Source organism: Mesorhizobium sp. WSM4312, assembly GCF_002294875.1.
Classification (GTDB): domain Bacteria; phylum Pseudomonadota; class Alphaproteobacteria; order Rhizobiales; family Rhizobiaceae; genus Mesorhizobium.
Map to the genome: position 1 here is coordinate 91,032 of NZ_NSFU01000005.1, position 21,063 is coordinate 112,094.

Below are 21,063 nucleotides of genomic sequence, written 5' to 3' on the forward strand. Positions count from 1 at the left end.
GCTGTCAATTCCTACCCTGTATCTATCGGGATATCGGATCCTTCCTTCGCCGGCGAACATTAGGGGCGGAACGGTAAGGCGGCTCGAACGTTCTCATTTTCGAAACACTGCAAATGACGGTGTTCGAAACCGGCGCACCAGCGCCCACGGGAGCGGGAACCATGACCTTAGGCACGATACTCATCATCCTTCTTGTCCTCGCGCTGCTTGGCGGCTTTAGCGGGCTCGGCGGCGGGCCGTTCTATGGAACCGGCTACTATGGCGGCGGCGGGCTCGGGCTTGTGCTGCTGATCATCATCATCCTCGTCGTACTAGGGCGCATCTAGCTGCCTGCAAGCCGCCGGGATGATCGAAATCTCGAGACCATGACGGGGCCCAGGCGCAGCGGATTGTGATGCAAGCCAGCCGGCTTGTGATCCGCCGTCACGCGGGACTGGCGTATTGTGATTTCGGTCCACCCCCGAGGAAACTACAGGAGAGGGTCCCCACCCCTTCATCCTCCTCCAAGGCCCGCGCCGGTATCCCGGAGCGGGCTTTTTTGCCGGGGTGACCGAGACGCTTGTGCCGCCGGTGTCGCTGATCGTTCCACCCGGGCTTCCAAGGCCTCGACGATGGCTGGCCCGAGCCCCTTGCTCGGCACGTCATTGGCGATTTTGCTGACGCCATTGTCCGAAACAGGCAATTTCCAGTCGCTGCCTGGGGTCTCGGCATCGCATTGACAGGAGGTTTACAGCCATATATTGAACAGGACCATACAGGTTCATTGAACAGGTATGCATATGAAGCGGCGCATGGTTCAACTGTCTCCCGGAACGGGCAAGCCCGAGCAGATCGCGACCGTTCTGGAACATGAAATCCGCTCCGGCGTGCTCGGCTTCGGAGACCGCCTGCAAAGCGAGAACGAGCTCGTCCAGCGTTTCTCCGTCAGCCGCAACACGGTCCGCAAGGGCCTCGAGGAACTGTCCAGCCGTGGGCTGATCACCACCAAGGTTGGCATCGGCTCCTTCGTCACCTTCGACGGCAAGCCGGTCGACGACGCGATCGGCTGGTCGCGGGCGCTGGCCAATGCCGGCGCCAATGCCGAAACGAGGACGCTGCGGCTGGAGATCATCGAAGACGCCGATCTCGCTGCCTTGCTGGAGATCGAAAGCCCCTTCTTCATCGCCGTCGACCGTGTGCGCACCAATGCCAGCGATGGCCACGCGATTTCCATCGAGCGCAGCCGCCTGCCGCTGTCGCCGGAGCTTGAGGATGTGCCGCTGCGCGGCCTGCGCGAAGGATCGCTGCACCAGACGCTGCGCGGCGCCGGCCTCATCCCCGACCATGGCGAGGAATGGGTCGGCATCGAGATGCTCAACGCCGAGGACGCGGCCATCCTGGGTTGCCCGCAAGGCACGCCCTTCCTGCGCGGGCGGCGGCTGACGCGCGCGGCCGACGACCGGCCGATCGAATATGTCACCAGCCTGCTCAATCCGGCGCATTTCGCGCTGCATATGAGGTTCTGAGCGATGCCGGACACGCTTGATCGCGCCATGGGCGCGCTTGTCGGCGGGGCGCTGGGAGACGCGCTCGGCATGCCGACGCAGCTCCTGTCGCCGGCGCGCATCGCCGAGCTCTACGGCCGTGTCGACGATTTCGTCGCGCCCTTCGCCGAGCATCCCGTGTCGAAGGGATTATTGGCCGGCACAATTACCGACGATACCGAACAGGCGCTGCTGCTCGGCCGCATCCTGGTTGTTTCAGGCGAGCGCTTCGACCACACGCGCTGGGTCAACGCGCTGCTCGACTGGGAGCGCGAGGTCAAGGCGCGCGGCAGCTACGATCTGCTGGGGCCGTCGACCAAGCGCGCCATCGACGCCATCAACAAGGGCGTGCCGGCCGAGGAAGCGGGGCGCAGCGGCGACACCAATGGGGCTGCCATGCGCATCGCGCCTGTCGGCATCATGATGCCGCTGGAGCCACTCGACGCGTTCGTCGCCAAGGTGGCCGAGACCTGCCGCGCCACGCACAACACCTCGATCGCCATAGCCTCGGCCGCAGCGGTCGCGGCGGCCGTCAGCCGTGGCGTTTCCGGCGGTGACTGGCGCGCCGCCTCCGACAGTGCCGTCGCGGCGGCGAGGCGAGGGGCGACACTTGGCCATTGGGTGACCGGCGGCGACATCGCCTCGCGTATCGTCTGGGCGCAGGATCTGGTGCGCGGCAAGGCGGCGGGGGATGCGATCCGGCTGATCACCGACCTGGTCGGCACCGGCGTTGCCAGCCAGGAATCGGTTCCGGCCGCCTTCGCTGTGCTGGAAGTCGCCGGGGGCGATCCCTGGCAGGCGGCTGTGATCAGCGCCAATCTCGGCGGCGACACCGACACGATCGGCGCCATCGCGGCCGGTATGGCCGGCGCCTGCACCGGCTTTTCACTGTTGCCGCAGCAGCATATTGCCCGGCTTGTCGGCATCGACATGTCAGAGGTGCGCGCGCTTGCCGCCGATCTCGTGGCGGCAAGGGTGGCCAAGACCGGGTTCGGCAAGGACGCGGCCGAATGAGCGGGCGCCTCGTCCATATCGGCAGCGCGGTGGTCGACTATGTCTACCGCATCGACGCCTTGCCCGCGCCGGGTACCGAGAAGACGGCATCGAGCTTTGCCCAGGTCGCCGGCGGCGGCTTCAACATGATGGTCGCGGCCTCCCGCACCGGCATGACAGTGGTGTTCGGCGGCCAGCTCGGCAGCGGGCCGAACGGCGATTTCCTGCGCGCCGCCTTCGCCGCAGAAGGCATCGAGACACTGACGCCGCCATCGCTTGCGATGGACAGCGGCAATTGCGTCGCCATGATCTCGAGCGATGCCGAGCGCACTTTCGTCTCGTGGCCGGGGGCAGAAAGTGTGCTCACCCTCGACATGATGGCGCCCGTATCGGCGGCGCCGGACGATTGGGTATTCACCTCTGGCTATACGCTGAGCTATGCGGGAAGCCGCGACGCGCTCACAGACTGGATCGAGGCGCTTCCTGCGCAAACACCGTTCGTCTTTGACCCGACGCCGATCATTTCGGACATTCCGCGCCCGATCCTGTCGCGGGTGCTTGCCCGCACCACCTGGCTCAGCTGCAACGCGGCGGAGGCCGCCGACATTGCCGGCTCCGGTGACGTCGAGAGCCTGGCGGCGCGGCTGCTCGCCGACCGTTGCCCCCGGGCCGCCGGCGTCGTCATCCGCTCGGCGGCCAAGGGCTGCCATATCAGGCTGGCCGACGGCATGGCGCAGACCATTACCGGCTTCAAGGTCACGGCAGTCGACACCAACGGCGCCGGCGACACCCATATCGGCGCTTTCATTAGTGCGTTGGCGCGCGGTACGCCGCCCTTCGAGGCGGGGCGTTACGCCAATGCAGCGGCGGCCATTTCGGTCACCCGCCATGGCGGCTCATCGGCGCCGACCGATGCGGAAATCCAGACTTTCCTGAGCCAGGCCGCCGCGACCGGCGCGCCGGGCCAGAACCAGAAGGCCCATCAGACAGCCTGACAAGCCCCGCCAAGCGGGCAAACAATGAGAGGAACCGACATGCGCATGCCAAGATTGACTGCCCTGCTGACGGCGACTGCCGTTTTCACCACCGCACTCACGCTGGCCGCCAATGCCGCCGAAGTGCATGTGCTCAACTGGAAAGGCTACGGCGCCGACGAGCCCTGGGCGGTCGCCGCCTTCGAGAAGGCGACCGGCAACAAGGTCGTCAACGACTTCTTCAATTCCGAACAGGAAATGCTGACCAAGATCCGGACCAATCCGGGGCTTTATGACGTGGTCATGATCAACGCCGCCTTCAACGACCAGGCGATGGCGGAAAAACTGATCCAGCCGATCGATACGTCGAAATTGCCGAACTATGCCGACATCAGCAAGGATAAGGCCGGTTCGCCGATGCTCGACCATGACGGCAAGGTCTATGGCGTGCCATGGGTGTGGGGCCTGACCGCGCTCGCCATCAATGAAAAATCCTTCGACAAGCCGCCGACGTCGATCGCCGAAATGTGGGATCCCAAGCACAAGGGCCGCGTCGTCATTCGCGACGACGCCGTCGAGGCGGTGCAGTTCGGCGCTATCGCCACCGGTCAGAACATCAACGACATCAAGGATATGGATGCGGTCAAGACGAAGCTCACCTCGCTGATGCCGCAGATCAAGACGTTCTGGAGCTCGGAGAACGACTGGAACCAGATGGTCGCCTCCAACCAGATCGACATCGGCACCTATTGGAGCGGCTCGGCCGATCGCGCCAAGACGCATTTCAAGCTGCCGGTTTCGCTGGTCATTCCGCAGGAGGGCGCCGTCGCCTGGCTGGATGCCTTCTCCATTCCTGTCGGCTCCAAGAATGTCGAGGGCGCGCAGGCCTTCATCAACTGGATGATCGACCCGAAATTCTACGTCGAATGGGTCACCAAAGTCGGCGCCCCTGTGTCCGCCAACACCAAGGCCGTCGCGGCGCTGCCTCAGGATGCCTTCAACCGCAAGGTGATGGGCGATCCAGAGGTCGCCAAGCGCATCCAGTTCCAGGCGCCGATCACCGATGCCCAGCGCGAGGCCTATCTGGCGCTCTGGCAGCAGCTCAAGGTCGACGTGAAATAAAACGCACGTCCGAACCAGCCGGCGGTTCGCGCCGGCTGGTCCTTTCAATCCTGGGGAGGAGGGTGGCATGGCGGCACAAAGCGCGACCGCATCGCGCAGCGGGTTGAGATCGGCTCTGCCGCTGCTGGCGCCGGCCTATATCTGGCTGACGGTGGCGATCTTCCTGCCGCTGTCGGCCATGGTCTTCTTCTCCTTCATGACCGACTTGCCGCTGTCGGGAAAGCCCTGGGCTTTCACGCTCGGCAACTATGCCGCCTTCTTCTCGCAGAGCCTTTATCTCACGCTGCTGCTCGCCTCGCTGCGCCTCGGCCTCGAAGTGACGCTGTGGTGCATCGTCATCGGCTATCCCGCCGCTTACGTGCTCGCCAAGGTGCTGAAGGGGCGCAGCCGCGAAGCGATCTTCTTGCTCGTCATCCTGCCGTTCTGGTCGAACGGGCTGGTGCGCATCTTCTCCTGGGCGATGGTTTTGCGCGAAGGCGGCATCCTCGATACGGCGCTGAACGCCGTGCTGCCGTTCAAGATCAACATCGATCTGATGTATTCCTACCCGGCCGTCATCATCGGGCTGGTGCACTCCTACGTGCCCTACATGGTGCTGACCTGTTATCTCACCTTGCAGGCAATCGACGACTCGCTGATCGAGGCCGGGCGCTCGCTCGGCGCCACGCGGCTGCAGGTGCTGAAGCGGGTGATCATTCCGTTGTCGATGCCGGGCCTAGTGGCCGGTGCCGCGCTCATATTTGTCCCCGTCGTCGGCTCGTTCATGGAGCCGCGCATCCTCGGCGGGCGCACCGGCACCTTCTACGGCACCGTGATCGAGGACCAGTTCGTCGCCGTGTTCAACTGGCCGCTGGGGGCGGCATTATCCTTCATCCTGCTCGCCGTCGTGCTGGTCATCCTGGCGATCGCCTCGCCGGTGCTGCGGAGGGCTGCGTGATGGCGACGACCCGCATCCTGGAAGGACTTGGCCGGCTGTACATCGGGCTGCTGCTCGCCTTCCTCTATCTTCCCATCATCATCATGGCGCTGATGTCGTTCAACGTCTCGCCCTTCTACCAGCTGCCGTTCGAATGGACGACCGAATGGTACGCCTCGCTGTGGCAGAACGACCAGCTGACTGCCGCGACCTGGAACAGCCTGGAGATCGCAATCCTCACCACCATTATCAGCGTGGTGCTCGGCTCGGCGGCGTCGCTGGCGCTCTTCCGCTACGAATTTCGCGGCAAGAAGGTCCTGCAGGCGCTGCTCTTCCCGCCGATCGCCATTCCCTGGCTGATTACCGGCACGGCGATGCTGATCTTCTTCTTCGGCGTCGGCATCGGACGCGGCCTGTTCGCCATTCTGCTCGGCCATGTCGCGCTGGCGTTGCCCTATGTCATCGTCGTCGTCTCGGCGCGGCTGCAGACCTTCGCGCCGGAACTGGAGGAGGCGGCGCGCTCGCTCGGCGCCAATCAGTGGCAGGTCACAGTTCGTGTCACGCTGCCCTGGATCATGCCGGGCGTCATCGCCGGCGGGTTGTTTGCCTTTGCCGTGTCGTTCGACCAGTTCGTCGTGTCCTACTTCCTGTCGACGCCCGGCCAGACGACGCTGCCGGTCGAGATCTATGCCGCGATCCGCAAAGGGTTCACGCCCGAGATCAATGCTGTCTCGACCATCATCATTGTCGTGTCGATGGCGCTGATGCTGCTCACGGCGCGCTTCTTCAAATTCGGCGGAGAGAAATAATGGCCGGCGTGAAGGTATCTGATGTCTCGCGCAGTTTTGGCGCGCACAAGGCGCTGGACGATGTCTCCATCGACTTCGCCGATGGCGGCTTCTATGCGCTGCTCGGTCCGTCGGGCAGCGGCAAGACCACGTTGCTCAGGCAGATCGCCGGCTTCGATTTTCCTGACTCCGGCCGCATTTCCATCGGCGGCGAGAGCGTGGAGCGGGTGCCGGTCGAGAAGCGACGCATCGGCATGGTGTTCCAGAACTATGCACTGTTCCCCAATATGAGCGTCGCCGACAATGTCGCCTTCGGCCTTTCGGTGCGGGGCGAGGCCAAGGCGGTGATTGCGACCGAAGTGCAGCGCGCGCTCGACCTTGTGCAGTTGGGCAAGCTCGGCGGCCGCCGGCCGCACCAGCTCTCCGGCGGCCAGCGCCAGCGCGTGGCGCTGGCGCGCGCCATCGTCACCAAGCCGCGCGTGCTGCTGCTCGACGAGCCGCTCGGCGCGCTCGACAAGGCGCTGCGCGTCGACATGCAGATCGAATTGAAGCGCATCCAGCGCGAGATCGGCATCACCACCATCTTCGTCACCCACGACCAGGAAGAGGCGCTGACGATGAGCGATCGCATCGGCATATTGCGCGACGGCAGGCTGGTGCAGGAGGGGCCGCCGGAGGAGATCTACGATCGGCCGAGAAGCGAATTCGCCGCCACCTTTCTCGGCGACGCCAACATTTTTCGCGGCGATACGACCGGCAACGGCATCCGCCTGCAGGATGGTACGGCGATTGCCGCAGGCGCGGGTGCGACGCTTGCCGCCGGCGCCAAGGCGAGCTGCGCGGTGCGGCCCGAGCGCATCCGGATCGGCACCGATGCCGGGGCTGTGGATAGCGATGCGAACATGCTGAAGGGCCAGGTTTCCAAACGCATCTTCGCCGGCAACAACAGCACCTATTTCGTCGAGCGTGCCGGCCAGACACTGAAGGTGATCGTACAGAACACCGGCGCCGACAGGCTGGCGGAAGGGCAGGATGTAGTGCTGCGCTGGTCGCCGGAAAGCACGGTGCTGATTGCTGCGACCTGATCCTCGCTTCGGCTCTTGCCAGACGGGGGACAATAGGGAACAGCATAGCCGGGCATAAGTCCGGAGCATTCCGATGACGCTAGAATTGATGGCGCGTGACCGATCCATGCTCGACGGCGAGCAAGGCCCGTCGGCAGCCGCCGCCATGAAAATCCTCGTCGCGTTCTCCAACGCCATCGGCGCATGCGGCCTGCTCGACATCAGCGGTGCCCATATCGACGGCTGTCTCTATCACGGCAAGGCCGGGCTGGATTTCGTCGAACGGCTGGTCGAGGGCGGCGGGCGCGTGCAGGTGCCGACGACGCTCAATGTCGGCTCGTTCGACCTCATCCATCCGGGCATGGTGAAGATGCCGGCGGCGGAAGAGGTGCCGGCGCGGCGGCTGATGAAGGCGCATCTGGAGCTTGGCTGCCAGGCGACCTTCACTTGCGCGCCCTACCAGACCCGGTTCCGGCCTGAATTCGGCCAACAGATCGCCTGGGGCGAATCCAATGCCATCGTCTTCGCCAATTCGGTGATCGGCGCGCGCACCAACCGCTATGGCGACTTCATCGATTTGTGCTGCGCCATGACCGGGCGCGCACCGGCCTGGGGCCTGCATCTCAGCGAAAACCGGCGCGGCCGCATCCTGTTCGAGCTGGACATCGTTGAAGCCGAACCGAGCGACAGCCTGTTCGTCGGCGTCGGGCTGATCGTCGGACAAGTCAGTGGCGACCGCATTCCGGTCATTGCCGGCCTGCCGCGGCCGCGCGACGAGGATCAGCTCAAGGCGCTTGGCGCGGCGGCCGCGACGACCGGTGCCGTGGCGTTGTTCCATGCGGTCGGCATCACGCCGGAGGCCAACATGCTCGACGAAGCGTTTCACGGCCACGCGCCGGATGAGACGATCCGCATCACCCGGGCAGATATCGATCATGCGTTGTCCAGATTGTCCGGAGTGGCCGACGGGGCGCCGCTTGCCGCAGTGTCGCTGGGCACGCCGCATTTCTCGTATGAGGAATGGACGCGCCTGTTGCCCATGCTGCGCGAGGCAGCGCCGGGCAAGGGCATCCCGATCTATGTCAACACCGGACGCGCGACGCTGACGCGGTTGCAGGAGGAAGGCGCGCTGGCCGGCATGGAGGCATTCGGCCTGATCCCGGTCGCCGATACGTGCACTTATGTCACCTCCATCCTCGAGCGGCTCGACGGCGTGGTGATGACCAATTCCGGCAAATGGGCGCATTACGCGCCGGGCAATATCGGCGTGACCGTCGCCTTTGCCGAGATGAAGGATTGCATCCGCTCCGCAGCGGCCGGACATGTCGTGCGGGGTGCCTCATGACGCAGCCCGTTGCAAAGGACGCGGCCGATAGGCTGGGCACTTTCCAACTCGCCGGTGAGGCCGATGGCCCGGCTTTGGTGTTCTCGCAGCCGCTCAGTTTCTGGGGTGGCATCGACGCCGAGACGGGGGAAATCATCGACCATTCGCATCCTGGATTGGGCCAGAATGTCGCCGGCAGGATACTGGTCATGCCAAGCGGGCGAGGGTCATCCTCCTCATCCTCCGTCCTGGCCGAAGCGATCCGCCGGGGTACGGCGCCGGCTGGCATTCTTCTGGAGCGGCCGGATCCGATCCTGGCGGTGGGGGCCATTGTAGCGGAGTTTCTGTACGGGAAAAGTATGCCGCTGGTGGTGTGTGATATTGGCGGGATCGTTTCCTGTGATCGGTTAGCCATCCGCACTGGCACGGATGGCCAGGCGGTCATAAGGGCTAAAACAGAAAGCTAGCCGCTCAAATCTCCGGGATGTTTTCCTTGAAGATCACCTGCAGCCTTGGCTGGTGCAGCTCATAGGGTAGTCCCCGGACCGCCTGGGTCAGAGTGTTGAGCGCCTCACGCGCCTCGACGCGCGGGTTCTGGTCGATGACCGCATCCAGCGTGCCGTCGAGCAGAAGGTCCTTGGTGCCGTCCGTCACCTCATGGCCGAGGAAGACCATCGATTGCGCACGGCCGCGTTCCTTGAGCGCGCGGGCGATGCCGGTGTTGCCGGCGCCGACATTGTAGATCGCGGCGAGATCGGGGTGTCGGTCCAGCAGTGCTGATGCTTCAGAATAAGCCTTTTCGCGATCATCGAGCATTTCGCGCATCTCGACGATCTCGAGATTGGGGGATTCCTCGGTCAATATGTGCCGGAATCCCATCTCGCGTTCCTCATGGCCGCGATAGGAAAGCGAGCCGGCGAACAGCGCCACCTTGCCGGGGCGCTCCGGCCCCATGAAACGGTTGAGCAGATAGCCGGCCAGCCGCCCGGCGGCGCGGTTGTCGATGCCGATATACGCGACCCTCGGCACATGCAGGATGTCGGAGGCGATGGTCACCACCTTGACGTCGTTGGCCGATAGCGAGCGGATCGCCTCACGCACCGTCGGATGGTCGAGCGCGATGACGCCGACGCCTTGCGTCTGTCCGCGCAATTCCTGCAGCAGGCGGGCGAGCCGGTCGGGGTTGAAACCCTCTATGGTGGCGATGTGGACATCGAGATCCGGGCGCGCCAAGGCCTGCGCCTCGATGTGTCGGTGCAGCATCTTGATGAAGGAGTTGGTGCCGGCCGGCAGCGCGAAGTCGAGCCGGATGACCTCGCCGGGCGAGGGCCGGGGCGCTGCTCCGTTCGGGCCTTCGGCTATGTAACCGAGACGCTGCGCCATTTCGAGCACGATCTCGCGTGTGCGCGTCCGCACGCCGGGACGGTTGTTGAGCACGCGATCGACGGTGGCGGCGGAAACGCCGGCTTCCCGGGCTATGTCGGTCAGGGTGGAACGCACGTCTTTCATCTCCTCAACGCATCAGGATCACGCAATGCCGGCTGTCTGCCGTCGGCGATTCTGATGGGAAATGATGTATCCGGCCTTGGCCGATGCGCAAGCCGTCGGGCTAAATCAGGTCGCCCGGCACGGCTATTCCGGAATGGGAAGGCACATTTCCCATCAAATCGAGGCATCAGGAGCGGTATATGAACCTTGATATGACGCATTTCCTCGCCTCATTGCGATGTTATGAGGTGTTTTGATTATTTATGATGTTGACAGTCTTCCGATCCTGCCGTCAATATCCCTCATGGGCTCGTGGAGGAAACATGGAGCCCTGAGGGAGGAATTCCAATGTCTGATCTGATCCGCATATCGCGGCGCCGATTGCTGGCGTCCGGAGGAAAGTTGGCGGCGTTCGTGGCAGCGGCCGGTATCGCGCCGCAATTCATTCGTCCCGGCCGCGCCTTTGCGGCCGACGCGCTGGCGCCTGGCATGATCGGCGGCCCGACCGGCTTCGAGGGCGCCGAGCGTTACCAATACGGCGCCGACACGCCGGAAGGCCGTGCCATCGAGGCGGCCAAGTCGCTGAAGGGCGCGGGCAAGGCACCTGCCAAGATCGTGCTCGGCCTGTCGGACGGCTCGATCGGCCAGCTCACGCAGCCTTTCCCGGCCGGCGCGCCGTCGATCAAGGAACTGTGGGAAAAGGAAACCGGCATTCCGATCGAGATCGTCGGCCTGCCGAACGGCCAGGAATTCACCAAGACGATGCAGGATATCTCCACCAAGGGTGGGGCCTATGACATTTACTCGACCGAATGGAACCGCCTCGGCGATCTCGCCGAGACCGGCGGCATCGCCAAGCTCGACGACTTCGTTGCCCAGTACAAGCCCGAGTGGGATGATCCCAAGACCGGCTATGTCGACGGAGCCAAGGGCGTATCACTGCTCAACAAATATCGCGGGTCGAACTATGGCGTGTCGCTGGACGGCGACTTCCAGACCTGGGTCTACCGCAGCGACCTGTTCGGCGACGCAGTCGAGCAGAAGGCGTTCAAGGACAAATACGGCTACGATCTGGCGCCGCCAAAGACCTGGAAGCAGCATGGCGACATCGCCGCCTTCTTCCAGCGCCCGGACAAGGGCCTGTTCGGCTCGACCGACCTGCGCAACCAGGGCTGGGGCTATACCAACTGGTACCAGCGCTATGTTTCGATGGCTTCGCCCAACCAGTTCCTGTTCGGTGACGACGGCAAGCCGCTGATCAATTCCGAGCATGGCATCGCCGCCACCAACGAATATGTCGGCTCGCTCGCCCATCACTCGCCGGATGCGATCTCGTGGGGCTGGCCGGAGCAGTACGGCAATTTTGCCAAGGGCGGTGCGGCGATGACCTGTGCCTTTTCCAACCTGCCGAAATTCCTCGACAATCCCGGTAACAAGGATTCGGCTGTCACCGGCAAGATCGGCTCGATGCTGCCGCCCGGCCGCGAAATCGACGGCAAGCTGATCAGCCGCTCCGTTCTGTGGTTCTCGCTGACCGGCATGGTCTCGTCGCAGTCGAAAAACCAGGAGGTCGCCTACCTTCTGCTGCAATGGCTAGGCTCCGCCCGCATCTACGCCTGGATGAGCGCCAATCCCGGCGGTTATCTGGATCCGTTCCGGCTGTCGGATTTCTCCGATCCGCTGGTGCGGCAGACCTACCACGCCTACCACATGGACGTGGTGCGCGAGACGGTCGCCCGCACGGTGCCGACCATCAACTATCCCGGCGCCACCGCCTTCCACAATGCGCTGGACGAAAACCTCATGGCCTCGCTGACCAAGGCCAAGACCGCTGAACAGGCAATGGCCGACACCGAGACCGAGTGGAAGAAGATCGCCCGGCGCATCGGCGAGGACAAATTGCTCGAAGCCATCAGGACCAACAAGGAGGCCTGGCCGACCGTTCTCGATCCGATCAGCTGATCCGTTTCCCTGGATCGAGCCGGAGGGGAGGGGCGAAAGCTCTTCCCCTCCGCACTCAACGCCACCAGCAAAAGCAGCCAGATGAAGCGTTCCGTACCTTTCGAGATATTTCGTTATGCCGCGATCCTCGCGGCGATGGCGGTGACGCTGGTGCCGATCCTGTGGATGGTGTCAATGGCCTTCAAGCCGATCGCCGAATGGTCGGCGACCGGCGCCGACCTGAGATGGTGGCCGAAGAACCCGACACTCAGCAATTTCCAGTTCGTCTTCGGCGAATCCACCAACAGCCTGATCGTGGCGCTCGACCGCACGGCGCTGAAACCGATCCTGTCGTCGCTGCTGTCGGCGGTGTTCGGCACGGCCATCGCCATGTCGGCGGGCACGGCTGCTGCTTATGGCCTGTCGCGCTTCGGCTCTGGGCAGAACCTGCCGCTGGCGCTGATCCAGTTGCGGTTGTTTCCGCCGATGGCGGTGATGATCCCGGTGATGATCATGTGGGCCTTCCTGAATTTTACCGACAGCTGGTGGGGGCTGGCGCTGATCTACGGCATCGTCACCTTGCCGTTCGCCTTCTGGCTGATGAAGACGTTCTTCGACGACATGCCGCGCGAGATCGAGGAGGCGGCGCTGGTCGAGGGCTGCTCGCGGCTGCGCGTCTTCACCCGCATCACGCTGCCGATGATGCGCGCGCCGCTCGCTAGCGCTGCCCTGTTTGTCTTCATCCTCAATTGGTCGGACTATCTGATCGCGCTGCTTTTGACGACGCGCGAATGGGTGACGATCCCGGTCTATATGGCTTCGCTATCGTCCTCGATGACCGGCCAGCTCTATGGCGCCAAGGCAGCGCTCGGCCTGATCGCCGCCGTGCCGCCGGTTATCATGGGCATCGCCATCCAGCGCCATCTGGTGCGCGGGCTGACCTTTGGGGCGCTCAAGCAATGAGCGCGGCGACCGTGACTGTTTCGGAGGACGAAATGGGTGCCGCTCGTGCGAAGCCGGCCCTGCGCGACGAGGGCGCGCGACTGGGCTTCCGGCTGACGCTGCCGGCGCAGATCCTGGTGCTGTTCATCTCGGCCTTTCCGCTCTTGATGCAGCTCTACATCAGCGTCACCGACTGGTCGCCGCTTTCGGGCCTCGGCTGGTGGAATGCCTGGGAGATGTGGAACAGTTTCGCCAACTACACCGACCTTGCCGCCGACGCCCGGTTCTGGAGCGCACTGAAGCGTACGGCGCTCGTCATGATCGTCTGCGTGCCGGCGGAGTTCCTGCTCGGCCTAGGACTGGCAACACTGTTCGCGGACGATTTTCCCGGCAAGCGCATCTTCTATTCGATCCTGCTGATGCCGATGATGGTGGTGCCGGCGGTGGCCGGCTACATGTTCTTCATGCTGTTCCAGTCGGGCGGCCCGGTGAACGACATCCTCTCCGCCATCACGGGCACATCAGTCACCATCGCCTGGCTGTCGGAACCCACGCTTGCGCTGATCGCGGTGATGATCGCCGATATCTGGCAGTGGACACCGCTGATGTTCCTCATCCTGCTTGCCGGCCTGGTCGGCGTGCCGGAGGACCAGATCAAGGCGGCAACGCTGCTTGGCGCCAACCCATGGCAGCGCTTCGTCACCATCGCGCTGCCGAAGATGAAGACCATCATCATCATCGCGCTGGCGATCCGCGTGATCGAGAACTTCAAGATATTCGACACGCTCTACATCATGACCGGCGGCGGCCCTGGCGTCGCGACCGAAACGATCTCCGTCTACATCTACAAGGTCACCACGCAGGACCTGATCTGGGGCTATGTCGCGGCGATCGCGCTGGCCATCCTGATCGTGCTCTCCATCGTCGCCGTGTTCGCCATCAAGCGTATGGCGCGGGCAAGGCAGGTGGCGGCATGAGCGCGATCCAGCTGCGCAACCTCACCAAGACATTCGGCGACTTCACCGCGCTGAAGACCATGGACCTCGACATAGCAGACGGCGAGTTCATGGCGCTGCTCGGGCCATCCGGTTGCGGCAAGTCGACGACGATGAACATGATCGCCGGCATGGAGGAGCCGACCAGCGGCAGGATCCTGTTTGGCAAGCGCGATATGGCCGGCGTGCCGATGGGGCGGCGTGGCGTCGGCTTCGTGTTCCAGAACTATGCCATCTTCACCCATATGACGGTGCGCCAGAACCTGGCCTATGGGCCGAGAATGCGGGGCGCCGCCAAAGCCGAGATCGACCGCCGCGTCGGCGCCATCGGCGAGCTGCTGCAACTGACGGCGCTGCTCGACCGCAAGGCCGACCGGCTGTCCGTCAACATATTGCAGCGCGTCGCGATCGGCCGTTCGGCGATCATGGAGCCGGCGATCTTCCTGCTCGACGAGCCGCTCTCCAATGTCGACGCGGCCTTCCGCTCTGTCATGCGCACGGAGCTGAAGCAGCTGCAGCGCCAGTTCAGGCAGACCATGGTCTATGTCACCCACGACCAGCTCGAAGCCATGACGATGGCCGATCGTATCGCCGTCATGGATCATGGTGTCCTGCAGCAGGTCGGCACGCCGCTCGAAGTCTACAACAATCCGGCCAATGTCTTCGTCGCTCGCTTCATCGGCGCGCCGGGCATGAACCTGCTCCACGGTAAGCCGGCGGAGAGCGATCGGGGCCTTGTCATCGATCTCGGGCCGCTGGGCATCACGCCGCCGTTGCCGGACGAATTGGCGGCATACTTGCGCGGTGCACGTGGCGACATGCTCTACGGCTTCCGGCCGGAGCAGGTGGCTTTGGCGCAAGACGGGCGTGGGCTCGCCATGCCGGTCACCTTTGTCGAGCGCATCGGTGCGCGCACCATCGTCCATCTCGGCCAAGGCGATGGCGCCGTGAAGGCGGTGTTCGACAATGATGTCGGGCTGTCGATCGGGCAAACCGCAGTCGTCGCGCCGGCGGCTTCGTCCGTGCGTATCTTCGATGCGGCTTCCGGCGTTGCGATGAAGGCGGGTTGAGATGGCTGACATCGTTTTTCGCAATGTGACCAAGCGCTACGGCAACACACTCGCTGTCGACGATGCCTCGTTCATCGTCAACGATAACGAATTCTTCTGCTTCTTCGGGCCGCCACTGTCCGGCAAGTCGACGATCCTGCGCCTGGTGCTTGGACTGGAGAGGCCGGACGCCGGCGAAATCCTGATCGGCGGCAGACCGGTCAACGCGGTGTCGCCGGCCGATCGCAATGTAGCGATGGTGTTCCAAAACCTCGCGCTGTTCCCGCATATGAGCGCGCGCGACAATGTCCGCTTCCCGCTGGTCGAGCGCAAAGTCGCCGAGGCAAAGATCGAAAGGCGGGTGGCCGATGTCGCGGCCAAGCTGCATATCGGCCACATCCTGCACAAGCCGCCGGCGCAGCTCTCGGGCGGCGAGCGGCAGCGCGTGGCGATCGCGCGTGCGCTTGTGCGCGACCCCAACGCCTATCTGATGGACGACCCGATCTCGGCGCTCGATGCGCGGCTGCGCGAGGAGACGCGTGTCGAGCTGAAGCGCATCCAGCGCGAGCTCGGCAAGACGCTGATCTATGTCACCCACGACCAGGAAGAGGCGATGTCGATCGCCGACCGCATCGCCATACTGGACAATGGCAAGATCAGGCAGATCGGCGCGCCCGCCGAGATCTATGACCGTCCGGCGAGCACCTATGTGGCGCGGCTGCTCGGTTCGCCCATGATGAATATACTGAAATCCGCACGGGGCGAGGGCGGCGTCGAAGCCGCCGAAGGCACAATCCGGATTGCCGACAAGGCTGCCCCCGTTGATGCCGTCGAGATTGGGCTCAGGCCGGAGGATATCAAGGTCAGGCCGTGGGCGGATGGCGGCCAGGGCCGGCCGGCGCGGGTGTTCGAGGTCGAGCCGCTTGGTGGTTACACCGTCGTGACACTCGCCGCCGGGCAGGCGCGGCTGAAGGCGCTGTTGCGCGGCCAGCCCGACATCAAGCCCGACGCCATGGTGGCGATTTTCTGCGAGCCCGCCCGCGTGCATTATTTCGGGCAAAGCGGAGGCGCGCTGGTGAGATGATTGCAGCCGCGAGGACAGAATTTCGGGAGGAAGACATGGCAGGCAAAGGCTTCGAGCCGGATGTGAAGATCCGCACGAACGAATACAGGATCGGCTGCGTCGGCGCCGGCATGATCATGGCCGAGTGCCATCTTGCCGCCTACAAGGAGGCCGGGTTTCCGGTCGTTGCGATCGCCTCGCGCACGCGGCCGAATGCGCAAAAGGTCGCCACGCGCTGGGGGATCCCGACCGTGCACGACACGCCGGAACAGCTGATCGAGAATGCAAACGTCGAGATCATCGACCTAGCCTTTCCGCCCGACCTGCAGCCGGCGCTGATTCGCCACGCGCTGAAGCAGAAGCACATCAAGGCGATCCTGGCGCAGAAGCCCTTGGCGCTGTCGGTCGAGGAAGCCGTCAAGCTGCGCGACGAGGCGGCGAAGGCCGGCAAGGTCCTCTCGGTCAATCAGAACATGCGCTACGACCAGTCGATGCGCGTCCTGAAGCAGATTATCGACAGCGGCGCGCTGGGCGACATCGTCTTCGCGCAGATCGACATGCACGCGATCCCGCACTGGCAAACGTTTCTCGAGGATTACGACCGGTTGACCCTCGCCAATATGAGCGTGCACCATCTCGACGTGCTGCGTTTCCTGTTCGGCGATCCCGATGAGATCACGACAGTCACGCGGAAAGACCCACGCACGACATTCGACCATCTGGATGGCATCACCGTCTCGACGCTGCGTTTCCCGTCCGGCGTGCTCGCGGTTTCGCTGGAGGATGTCTGGTCCGGTCCGCGCCAGGAAGGCTACAAGGACGACCAGCACATCAACTGGCGCGTCGATGGCACCAAGGGTGTCGCCAAGGGCACGATCGGCTGGCCGACGGGCGCTGCCTCGACGTTGACCTATGCTTCGGCCGAGACCACTGGCGGCGAATGGGTCAGCCCAAGCTGGGAGACGATGTGGTTCCCGCATGCCTTTATCGGCGTCATGGAGCAGCTGCAGCACGCGGTGAAGACCGGTACGCCGCCGGCGCTGTCCGTCGCCGACAACGTCAAGACCATGGCGCTCGTCGAGGCAGGCTACCGCTCGATGGCATCGAGGCGCACGGTCAAGCTTTCCGAAATCGCTATCTGATCACCGCAACTGAAACACCAGATAATTGAATCGCTTACAGGGAGGAATTCAAGATCATGATGCAGGCAGGCATTTTTACGGGCTATTTCCCGTACAGCCTCGAAGAGACGGCGAAGAAGATCCGCGGTCTTGGTTTCAACACGGTGCAGCTCGACCTCCACTTCAAGGATGTCGACCTGTCGGCCGGGCAGATCACCAAGGACAAGGCCAAGAAGGTGCGTGATGTTTTCCGCGACCACAACTTGCCGGTCTGCTGCGTGTCGGGCTACACCAACATCATCCACCCCGACAAAGCGGAGCGCGACAAGCGCGTGGGCTATCTCAAGGAGATCATCCGCAACGCCCGCCATTTCGGCTCGCCTTACGTGATCTCGGAGACCGGCACCTACAACACCGAGTCCGACTGGGTGCATCACCCCAAGAACAAGACCGAGGAGGGGTTCGAGGAATGCCGCATGGTGATCGCGGACCTCGCCCAGACGGCTTACGACCACGGCGCGGTGTTCCTGCTTGAAACCTATGTCAACAACGTCGTCGGCTCGGTCGAGGAGACGGTGAAGATGTTCGCGCAGGTCGACCATCCCGGCCTCGGCCTGTTGATGGACCCGACCAACTATTTCGAGACGCACAACATCGACCGGATGGACCAGATCCTCAACCAGGTGTTCGACACGCTGACCGACAAGATCAAGATCGCGCATGCCAAGGACGTCAAGCGCTCGGGCGACGACAAGTCGGAGAAGCACGCCGATATCGGCGACGCCGATGCGATGGAAAGCCACACCTTCCGGGGCGTCGGTGAGATCGAGTTGCCGGCGCCGGGCCTCGGCTCGCTGAACTACGACCTCTACCTCAAGCGGCTGGCGGAAAAGCACCCGAACATCCCGGTCATCATCGAGCATCTGTCGGAAGACGACGTGCCGCGCGCCAAGAAATTCCTCGACGGGAAGTTCCGCGCCAACGGTCTGTGAGGGCCGTTAGTGCCGCCGATTGAAGGGACGACAGTGCAGTGAAGAAGCGGCCGTGACATGGTAGAGCTTTACGGCAAGACGCTGTCGCGAAGGCAGGTGGCGGAGCGCTCCGGCCTGCTGTCGCAATTCGCCGGTGTGCGGCTCATGACGCTTGGCGACGGCGTGGAGCGCGGCATCCGCATGTTGGAGTTCCGCACAGGCTCGGGCCTGCGCTTCACCTCGCTGGTCGACCGCGCACTCGACATCGCCGATTGCGACTTCAAGGGCCAGGCGATCGGCTGGCATTCCCCGAGCGGCTTCCGCCATCCCGGGCTGCACGACTATGAGGGTGAAAGCGGGCTCGCCTGGGCGCGCTCCTTTTCCGGCCTGCTCGTCACCTGCGGCCTCGACCACATATTGGGCCGCGAAGAAGTGCCAGCCGAAAACTACAACTACCCAGGCAAGAAAACCATCATCCATTCGCTGCACGGTCGCGTCGGCACCATCCCGGCGCGGCTAACCGGCTATGGCGAAAGCTGGGATGGCGACCGCTGCGTGCTGTGGGCCGAAGGCATCGTCCAGCAGTCGGCGGTGTTCGGCGAGGACCTGCATCTCATCCGTCGTATCGAGGCCGATGTCGGCGGCAACGAGGTCCGGCTTTTCGACCGTGTCGTCAACCATGGCTTCAACCGCACGCCGCACATGTATTTCTACCATGTCAATGTCAGCCATCCCTTACTCGACCAGGGCTCGCGCTATCTGGCGCCAATCCGCGACGTGGTGTGGGCCGGTCATGCCGGCGAGCGCTACGAGGCGCAGAAGGTCGGCTACCGCACCATGCCGGAACCGCGATTGGGGTTCAGCGAGCAGGTGTGGCAGCATGAGATGGGCGCCGACGCAAAGGGCGAGGTGCCTGTTGCCGTGGTCAACGACCGGCTCGGTCTGGGCTTCGAAGTGGTGACGCGCAAGGATCAATTGCCTTGCGCCTATCAATGGCAGAATTTCCAGGCCGGCCAGTATGCGCTGGGCATCGAGCCTTCGACCCATCATGTGCTTGGCGATCTCGCCGCCCGCGACCGCGGCGAGATGATCTGGCTGGAGCATGGCGAAGCCCGGGCCTATAACACAGTGTTCCGGGCGCTCGACGGTGCTGGTGAGATTGCCGCGGCCGAAGGCAGGATCGCGGCCATCGCCCGCCAGCCCGAGCAGGATTATCCTCAGCCCTCCGGCAATTTCCCAAGCCTGGCGGGCAAGGCGTGAGCGCTACATTTGTCCCAAGCAAGCCCTCCGGCCGGCGGACCGGATTGCCAGCGGTGCATGACGATTGGAGGTCGATGTGACGACGATGGCAAAAAAGCGCGATTACAGCCTGGTCGGCGAAAGCACGCGCAGGGCGATCGAGACCGGCCTGGCCTCGGCCGAATGGTACCACACCGACGTGCCGCGCAAGGCGATGAAGGAATTGATGCAGCGCTCGGACGGTCCGGCGATCCGCGACACCATCATCTGGCTCGCCGCCATCGTTGGCTCGGCGGCTGGCATCGCCTGGTTCTGGGGCTCGTGGTGGGTGGTGCCGTTCCTGTTCGTCTATGGCGTGCTCTACGGCTCGTCGAGCGACTCGCGCTGGCACGAATGCGGCCATGGCACGGCCTTCCGCACGCGCTGGATGAACGATGTCGTCTACCACATCGCCTCCTTCATGCTGATGCGCAATCCCGTGCAATGGCGCTGGAGCCACGCCCGCCACCACACCGACACCATCATCGTCGGCCGCGACGCCGAGATCGCGGTCATGCGCCCGCCGGACCTGTTGAAGGCGGCGCTGGCCTTCACCGGCATTCTCGATTTCCGTTATTCGTTGCCGACGCTGGTGCGCCAGGCCTTCGGCAGCCTGTCGGAGGAGGAGAAGAGCTACATCCCCGAGATGGAACAGCACAAGGCTGTCGTCGCCGCCCGCTGGCACATGGCCGTGTACATTGCGACGATCGCTTCCGCGATCGCGCTGGGGTCATGGATCCCGTTGGTGCTGGTCGGCCTGCCACGCCTTTACGGCACATGGCACATGGTGACGACCGGCCTTCTGCAGCATATTGGGCTGGCCGACAATGTCGTCGACCACCGGCTCAACACCCGCACCGTCTACATGAACCCGATCAGCCGCTTCATCTACTGGAACATGAACTACCATGTCGAACATCACATGTTTCCGATGGTGCCGTATCACGCGCTGCCCAGGCTGCATGAGTTGATCAAACACGACCTGCCGGAGCCGAACCCGTCGATGTGGCATGCCTATCGCGAGGTCTGGCCGGTGCTGCTCAGGCAGCTGAAATACGAGGATTCTTATCTCAAGCGCGAACTGCCGCCGACGGCCAGGCCCTATCGCGGCGAGTTCCACGAGGTGGATATGTCGGCTGCGGCCGAATAGCGATCGCGAATTTTGCAGGAGACCGAGATGGCCGATTGGGTTGAAGCGTGCGCGGTGGATGATGTCGAGGAAGAGGATGTCATCCGCTTCGACCATGGCGGCCGCACCTTCGCGGTCTACCGCTCGCCCGATGACGAGTTCTTCGCCACCGACGGCTACTGCACGCATGAGAAGGCGCATCTGGCCGACGGGTTGGTGATGGACGACATCATCGAATGCCCCAAGCACAATGGCCGCTTCAATTACAAGACAGGTGCCGCCAAGGGCGCGCCGGTCTGCGTCAATCTCGTGACCTATCCGGTGAAGATCGAGGCCGGTAAGGTGATGATCCAGATTTGACGCGCGGCAACCGATCCAGCAT

General features: G+C 63.7%; 21 protein-coding genes. 20 read left to right on the forward strand and 1 reads right to left on the reverse strand.

Annotated features, from left to right (window positions below; translation table 11 throughout):
- Window positions 1–161 precede the first annotated feature (161 nt).
- From CK228_RS09355 to CK228_RS09405, 10 genes are all read left to right on the forward strand, one after another.
- Complete coding sequence (locus tag CK228_RS09355) at window positions 162–326, forward strand: DUF3309 family protein (RefSeq protein ID WP_095774020.1); 165 nt, start codon at window positions 162–164, stop codon at window positions 324–326.
- 453 nt (window positions 327–779) lie between these two features.
- A complete protein-coding gene (locus CK228_RS09365; protein WP_095774021.1) occupies window positions 780–1,505 on the forward strand; it encodes a GntR family transcriptional regulator in 726 nt (241 codons plus the stop codon).
- Window positions 1,506–1,508: 3 nt separating this feature from the next.
- A complete protein-coding gene (locus CK228_RS09370; protein ID WP_095787649.1) occupies window positions 1,509–2,537 on the forward strand; it encodes an ADP-ribosylglycohydrolase family protein in 1,029 nt (342 codons plus the stop codon).
- Window positions 2,534–3,511, forward strand: coding sequence for a PfkB family carbohydrate kinase (locus tag CK228_RS09375; protein WP_095787650.1), 978 nt, complete (start codon window positions 2,534–2,536; stop codon window positions 3,509–3,511). Before CK228_RS09370 ends, CK228_RS09375 begins: the two co-directional genes overlap by 4 nt.
- A gap of 39 nt (window positions 3,512–3,550) precedes the next feature.
- A complete protein-coding gene (locus CK228_RS09380) occupies window positions 3,551–4,612 on the forward strand; it encodes an ABC transporter substrate-binding protein (protein ID WP_095773813.1) in 1,062 nt (353 codons plus the stop codon).
- Window positions 4,613–4,679: 67 nt separating this feature from the next.
- On the forward strand, window positions 4,680–5,549 hold the full coding sequence (locus tag CK228_RS09385) for an ABC transporter permease (RefSeq protein ID WP_095787651.1): 870 nt from the start codon (window positions 4,680–4,682) through the stop codon (window positions 5,547–5,549).
- Window positions 5,549–6,337, forward strand: coding sequence for an ABC transporter permease (locus CK228_RS09390; protein WP_095787652.1), 789 nt, complete (start codon window positions 5,549–5,551; stop codon window positions 6,335–6,337). The genes CK228_RS09385 and CK228_RS09390 overlap by 1 nt, the downstream gene beginning before the upstream one ends.
- A complete protein-coding gene (locus CK228_RS09395) occupies window positions 6,337–7,401 on the forward strand; it encodes an ABC transporter ATP-binding protein (RefSeq protein WP_095787653.1) in 1,065 nt (354 codons plus the stop codon). The genes CK228_RS09390 and CK228_RS09395 overlap by 1 nt, the downstream gene beginning before the upstream one ends.
- A 73-nt stretch (window positions 7,402–7,474) precedes the next feature.
- Window positions 7,475–8,725 carry an aconitase X gene (locus tag CK228_RS09400; RefSeq protein ID WP_095787654.1) on the forward strand — a complete coding sequence of 417 codons (1,251 nt, stop codon included), beginning with the start codon at window positions 7,475–7,477 and terminating at the stop codon, window positions 8,723–8,725.
- A complete protein-coding gene (locus CK228_RS09405; protein ID WP_095787655.1) occupies window positions 8,722–9,171 on the forward strand; it encodes a DUF126 domain-containing protein in 450 nt (149 codons plus the stop codon). Before CK228_RS09400 ends, CK228_RS09405 begins: the two co-directional genes overlap by 4 nt.
- A gap of 4 nt (window positions 9,172–9,175) precedes the next feature.
- Here the strand turns inward: CK228_RS09405 and CK228_RS09410 are convergent, their stop codons facing one another.
- Window positions 9,176–10,204 (reverse strand): LacI family DNA-binding transcriptional regulator, encoded by a 1,029-nt coding sequence (locus CK228_RS09410; protein WP_095774022.1) that lies wholly within the window; start codon window positions 10,202–10,204, stop codon window positions 9,176–9,178.
- Between the two features lie 336 nt (window positions 10,205–10,540).
- Here CK228_RS09410 and CK228_RS09415 point away from each other — a divergent pair, with 336 nt between their 5' ends.
- The 10 genes from CK228_RS09415 to CK228_RS09460 all read left to right on the forward strand — a co-directional run bounded on the left by CK228_RS09415 (window position 10,541) and on the right by CK228_RS09460 (window position 21,041).
- Window positions 10,541–12,154 (forward strand): extracellular solute-binding protein, encoded by a 1,614-nt coding sequence (locus CK228_RS09415; RefSeq protein WP_095773819.1) that lies wholly within the window; start codon window positions 10,541–10,543, stop codon window positions 12,152–12,154.
- 81 nt (window positions 12,155–12,235) lie between these two features.
- Complete coding sequence (locus tag CK228_RS09420) at window positions 12,236–13,096, forward strand: carbohydrate ABC transporter permease (RefSeq protein ID WP_095773820.1); 861 nt, start codon at window positions 12,236–12,238, stop codon at window positions 13,094–13,096.
- Window positions 13,093–14,052 carry a sugar ABC transporter permease gene (locus CK228_RS09425; protein WP_095773821.1) on the forward strand — a complete coding sequence of 320 codons (960 nt, stop codon included), beginning with the start codon at window positions 13,093–13,095 and terminating at the stop codon, window positions 14,050–14,052. The genes CK228_RS09420 and CK228_RS09425 overlap by 4 nt, the downstream gene beginning before the upstream one ends.
- Entirely contained in the window at window positions 14,049–15,140 is a 1,092-nt protein-coding gene (locus CK228_RS09430; RefSeq protein WP_095787656.1) for an ABC transporter ATP-binding protein, read from the forward strand. The genes CK228_RS09425 and CK228_RS09430 overlap by 4 nt, the downstream gene beginning before the upstream one ends.
- A gap of 1 nt (window position 15,141) precedes the next feature.
- Window positions 15,142–16,203, forward strand: a complete 1,062-nt coding sequence (locus CK228_RS09435) for an ABC transporter ATP-binding protein (protein ID WP_095787657.1) — start codon at window positions 15,142–15,144, stop codon at window positions 16,201–16,203.
- Between the two features lie 35 nt (window positions 16,204–16,238).
- On the forward strand, window positions 16,239–17,324 hold the full coding sequence (locus tag CK228_RS09440) for a Gfo/Idh/MocA family oxidoreductase (RefSeq protein WP_095787658.1): 1,086 nt from the start codon (window positions 16,239–16,241) through the stop codon (window positions 17,322–17,324).
- 56 nt (window positions 17,325–17,380) lie between these two features.
- Window positions 17,381–18,295, forward strand: a complete 915-nt coding sequence (locus CK228_RS09445) for a sugar phosphate isomerase/epimerase (protein ID WP_095787659.1) — start codon at window positions 17,381–17,383, stop codon at window positions 18,293–18,295.
- Window positions 18,296–18,352: 57 nt separating this feature from the next.
- The gene (locus tag CK228_RS09450; RefSeq protein WP_095773826.1) at window positions 18,353–19,534 is read left to right on the forward strand and encodes an aldose 1-epimerase family protein; all 1,182 of its coding nucleotides are present in this window, start codon (window positions 18,353–18,355) and stop codon (window positions 19,532–19,534) included.
- An 85-nt stretch (window positions 19,535–19,619) separates the two neighbouring features.
- The gene (locus CK228_RS09455; RefSeq protein WP_095787827.1) at window positions 19,620–20,702 is read left to right on the forward strand and encodes a fatty acid desaturase family protein; all 1,083 of its coding nucleotides are present in this window, start codon (window positions 19,620–19,622) and stop codon (window positions 20,700–20,702) included.
- Window positions 20,703–20,729: 27 nt separating this feature from the next.
- Window positions 20,730–21,041 (forward strand): MocE family 2Fe-2S type ferredoxin, encoded by a 312-nt coding sequence (locus CK228_RS09460; RefSeq protein WP_095787828.1) that lies wholly within the window; start codon window positions 20,730–20,732, stop codon window positions 21,039–21,041.
- Window positions 21,042–21,063: the final 22 nt, after the last annotated feature.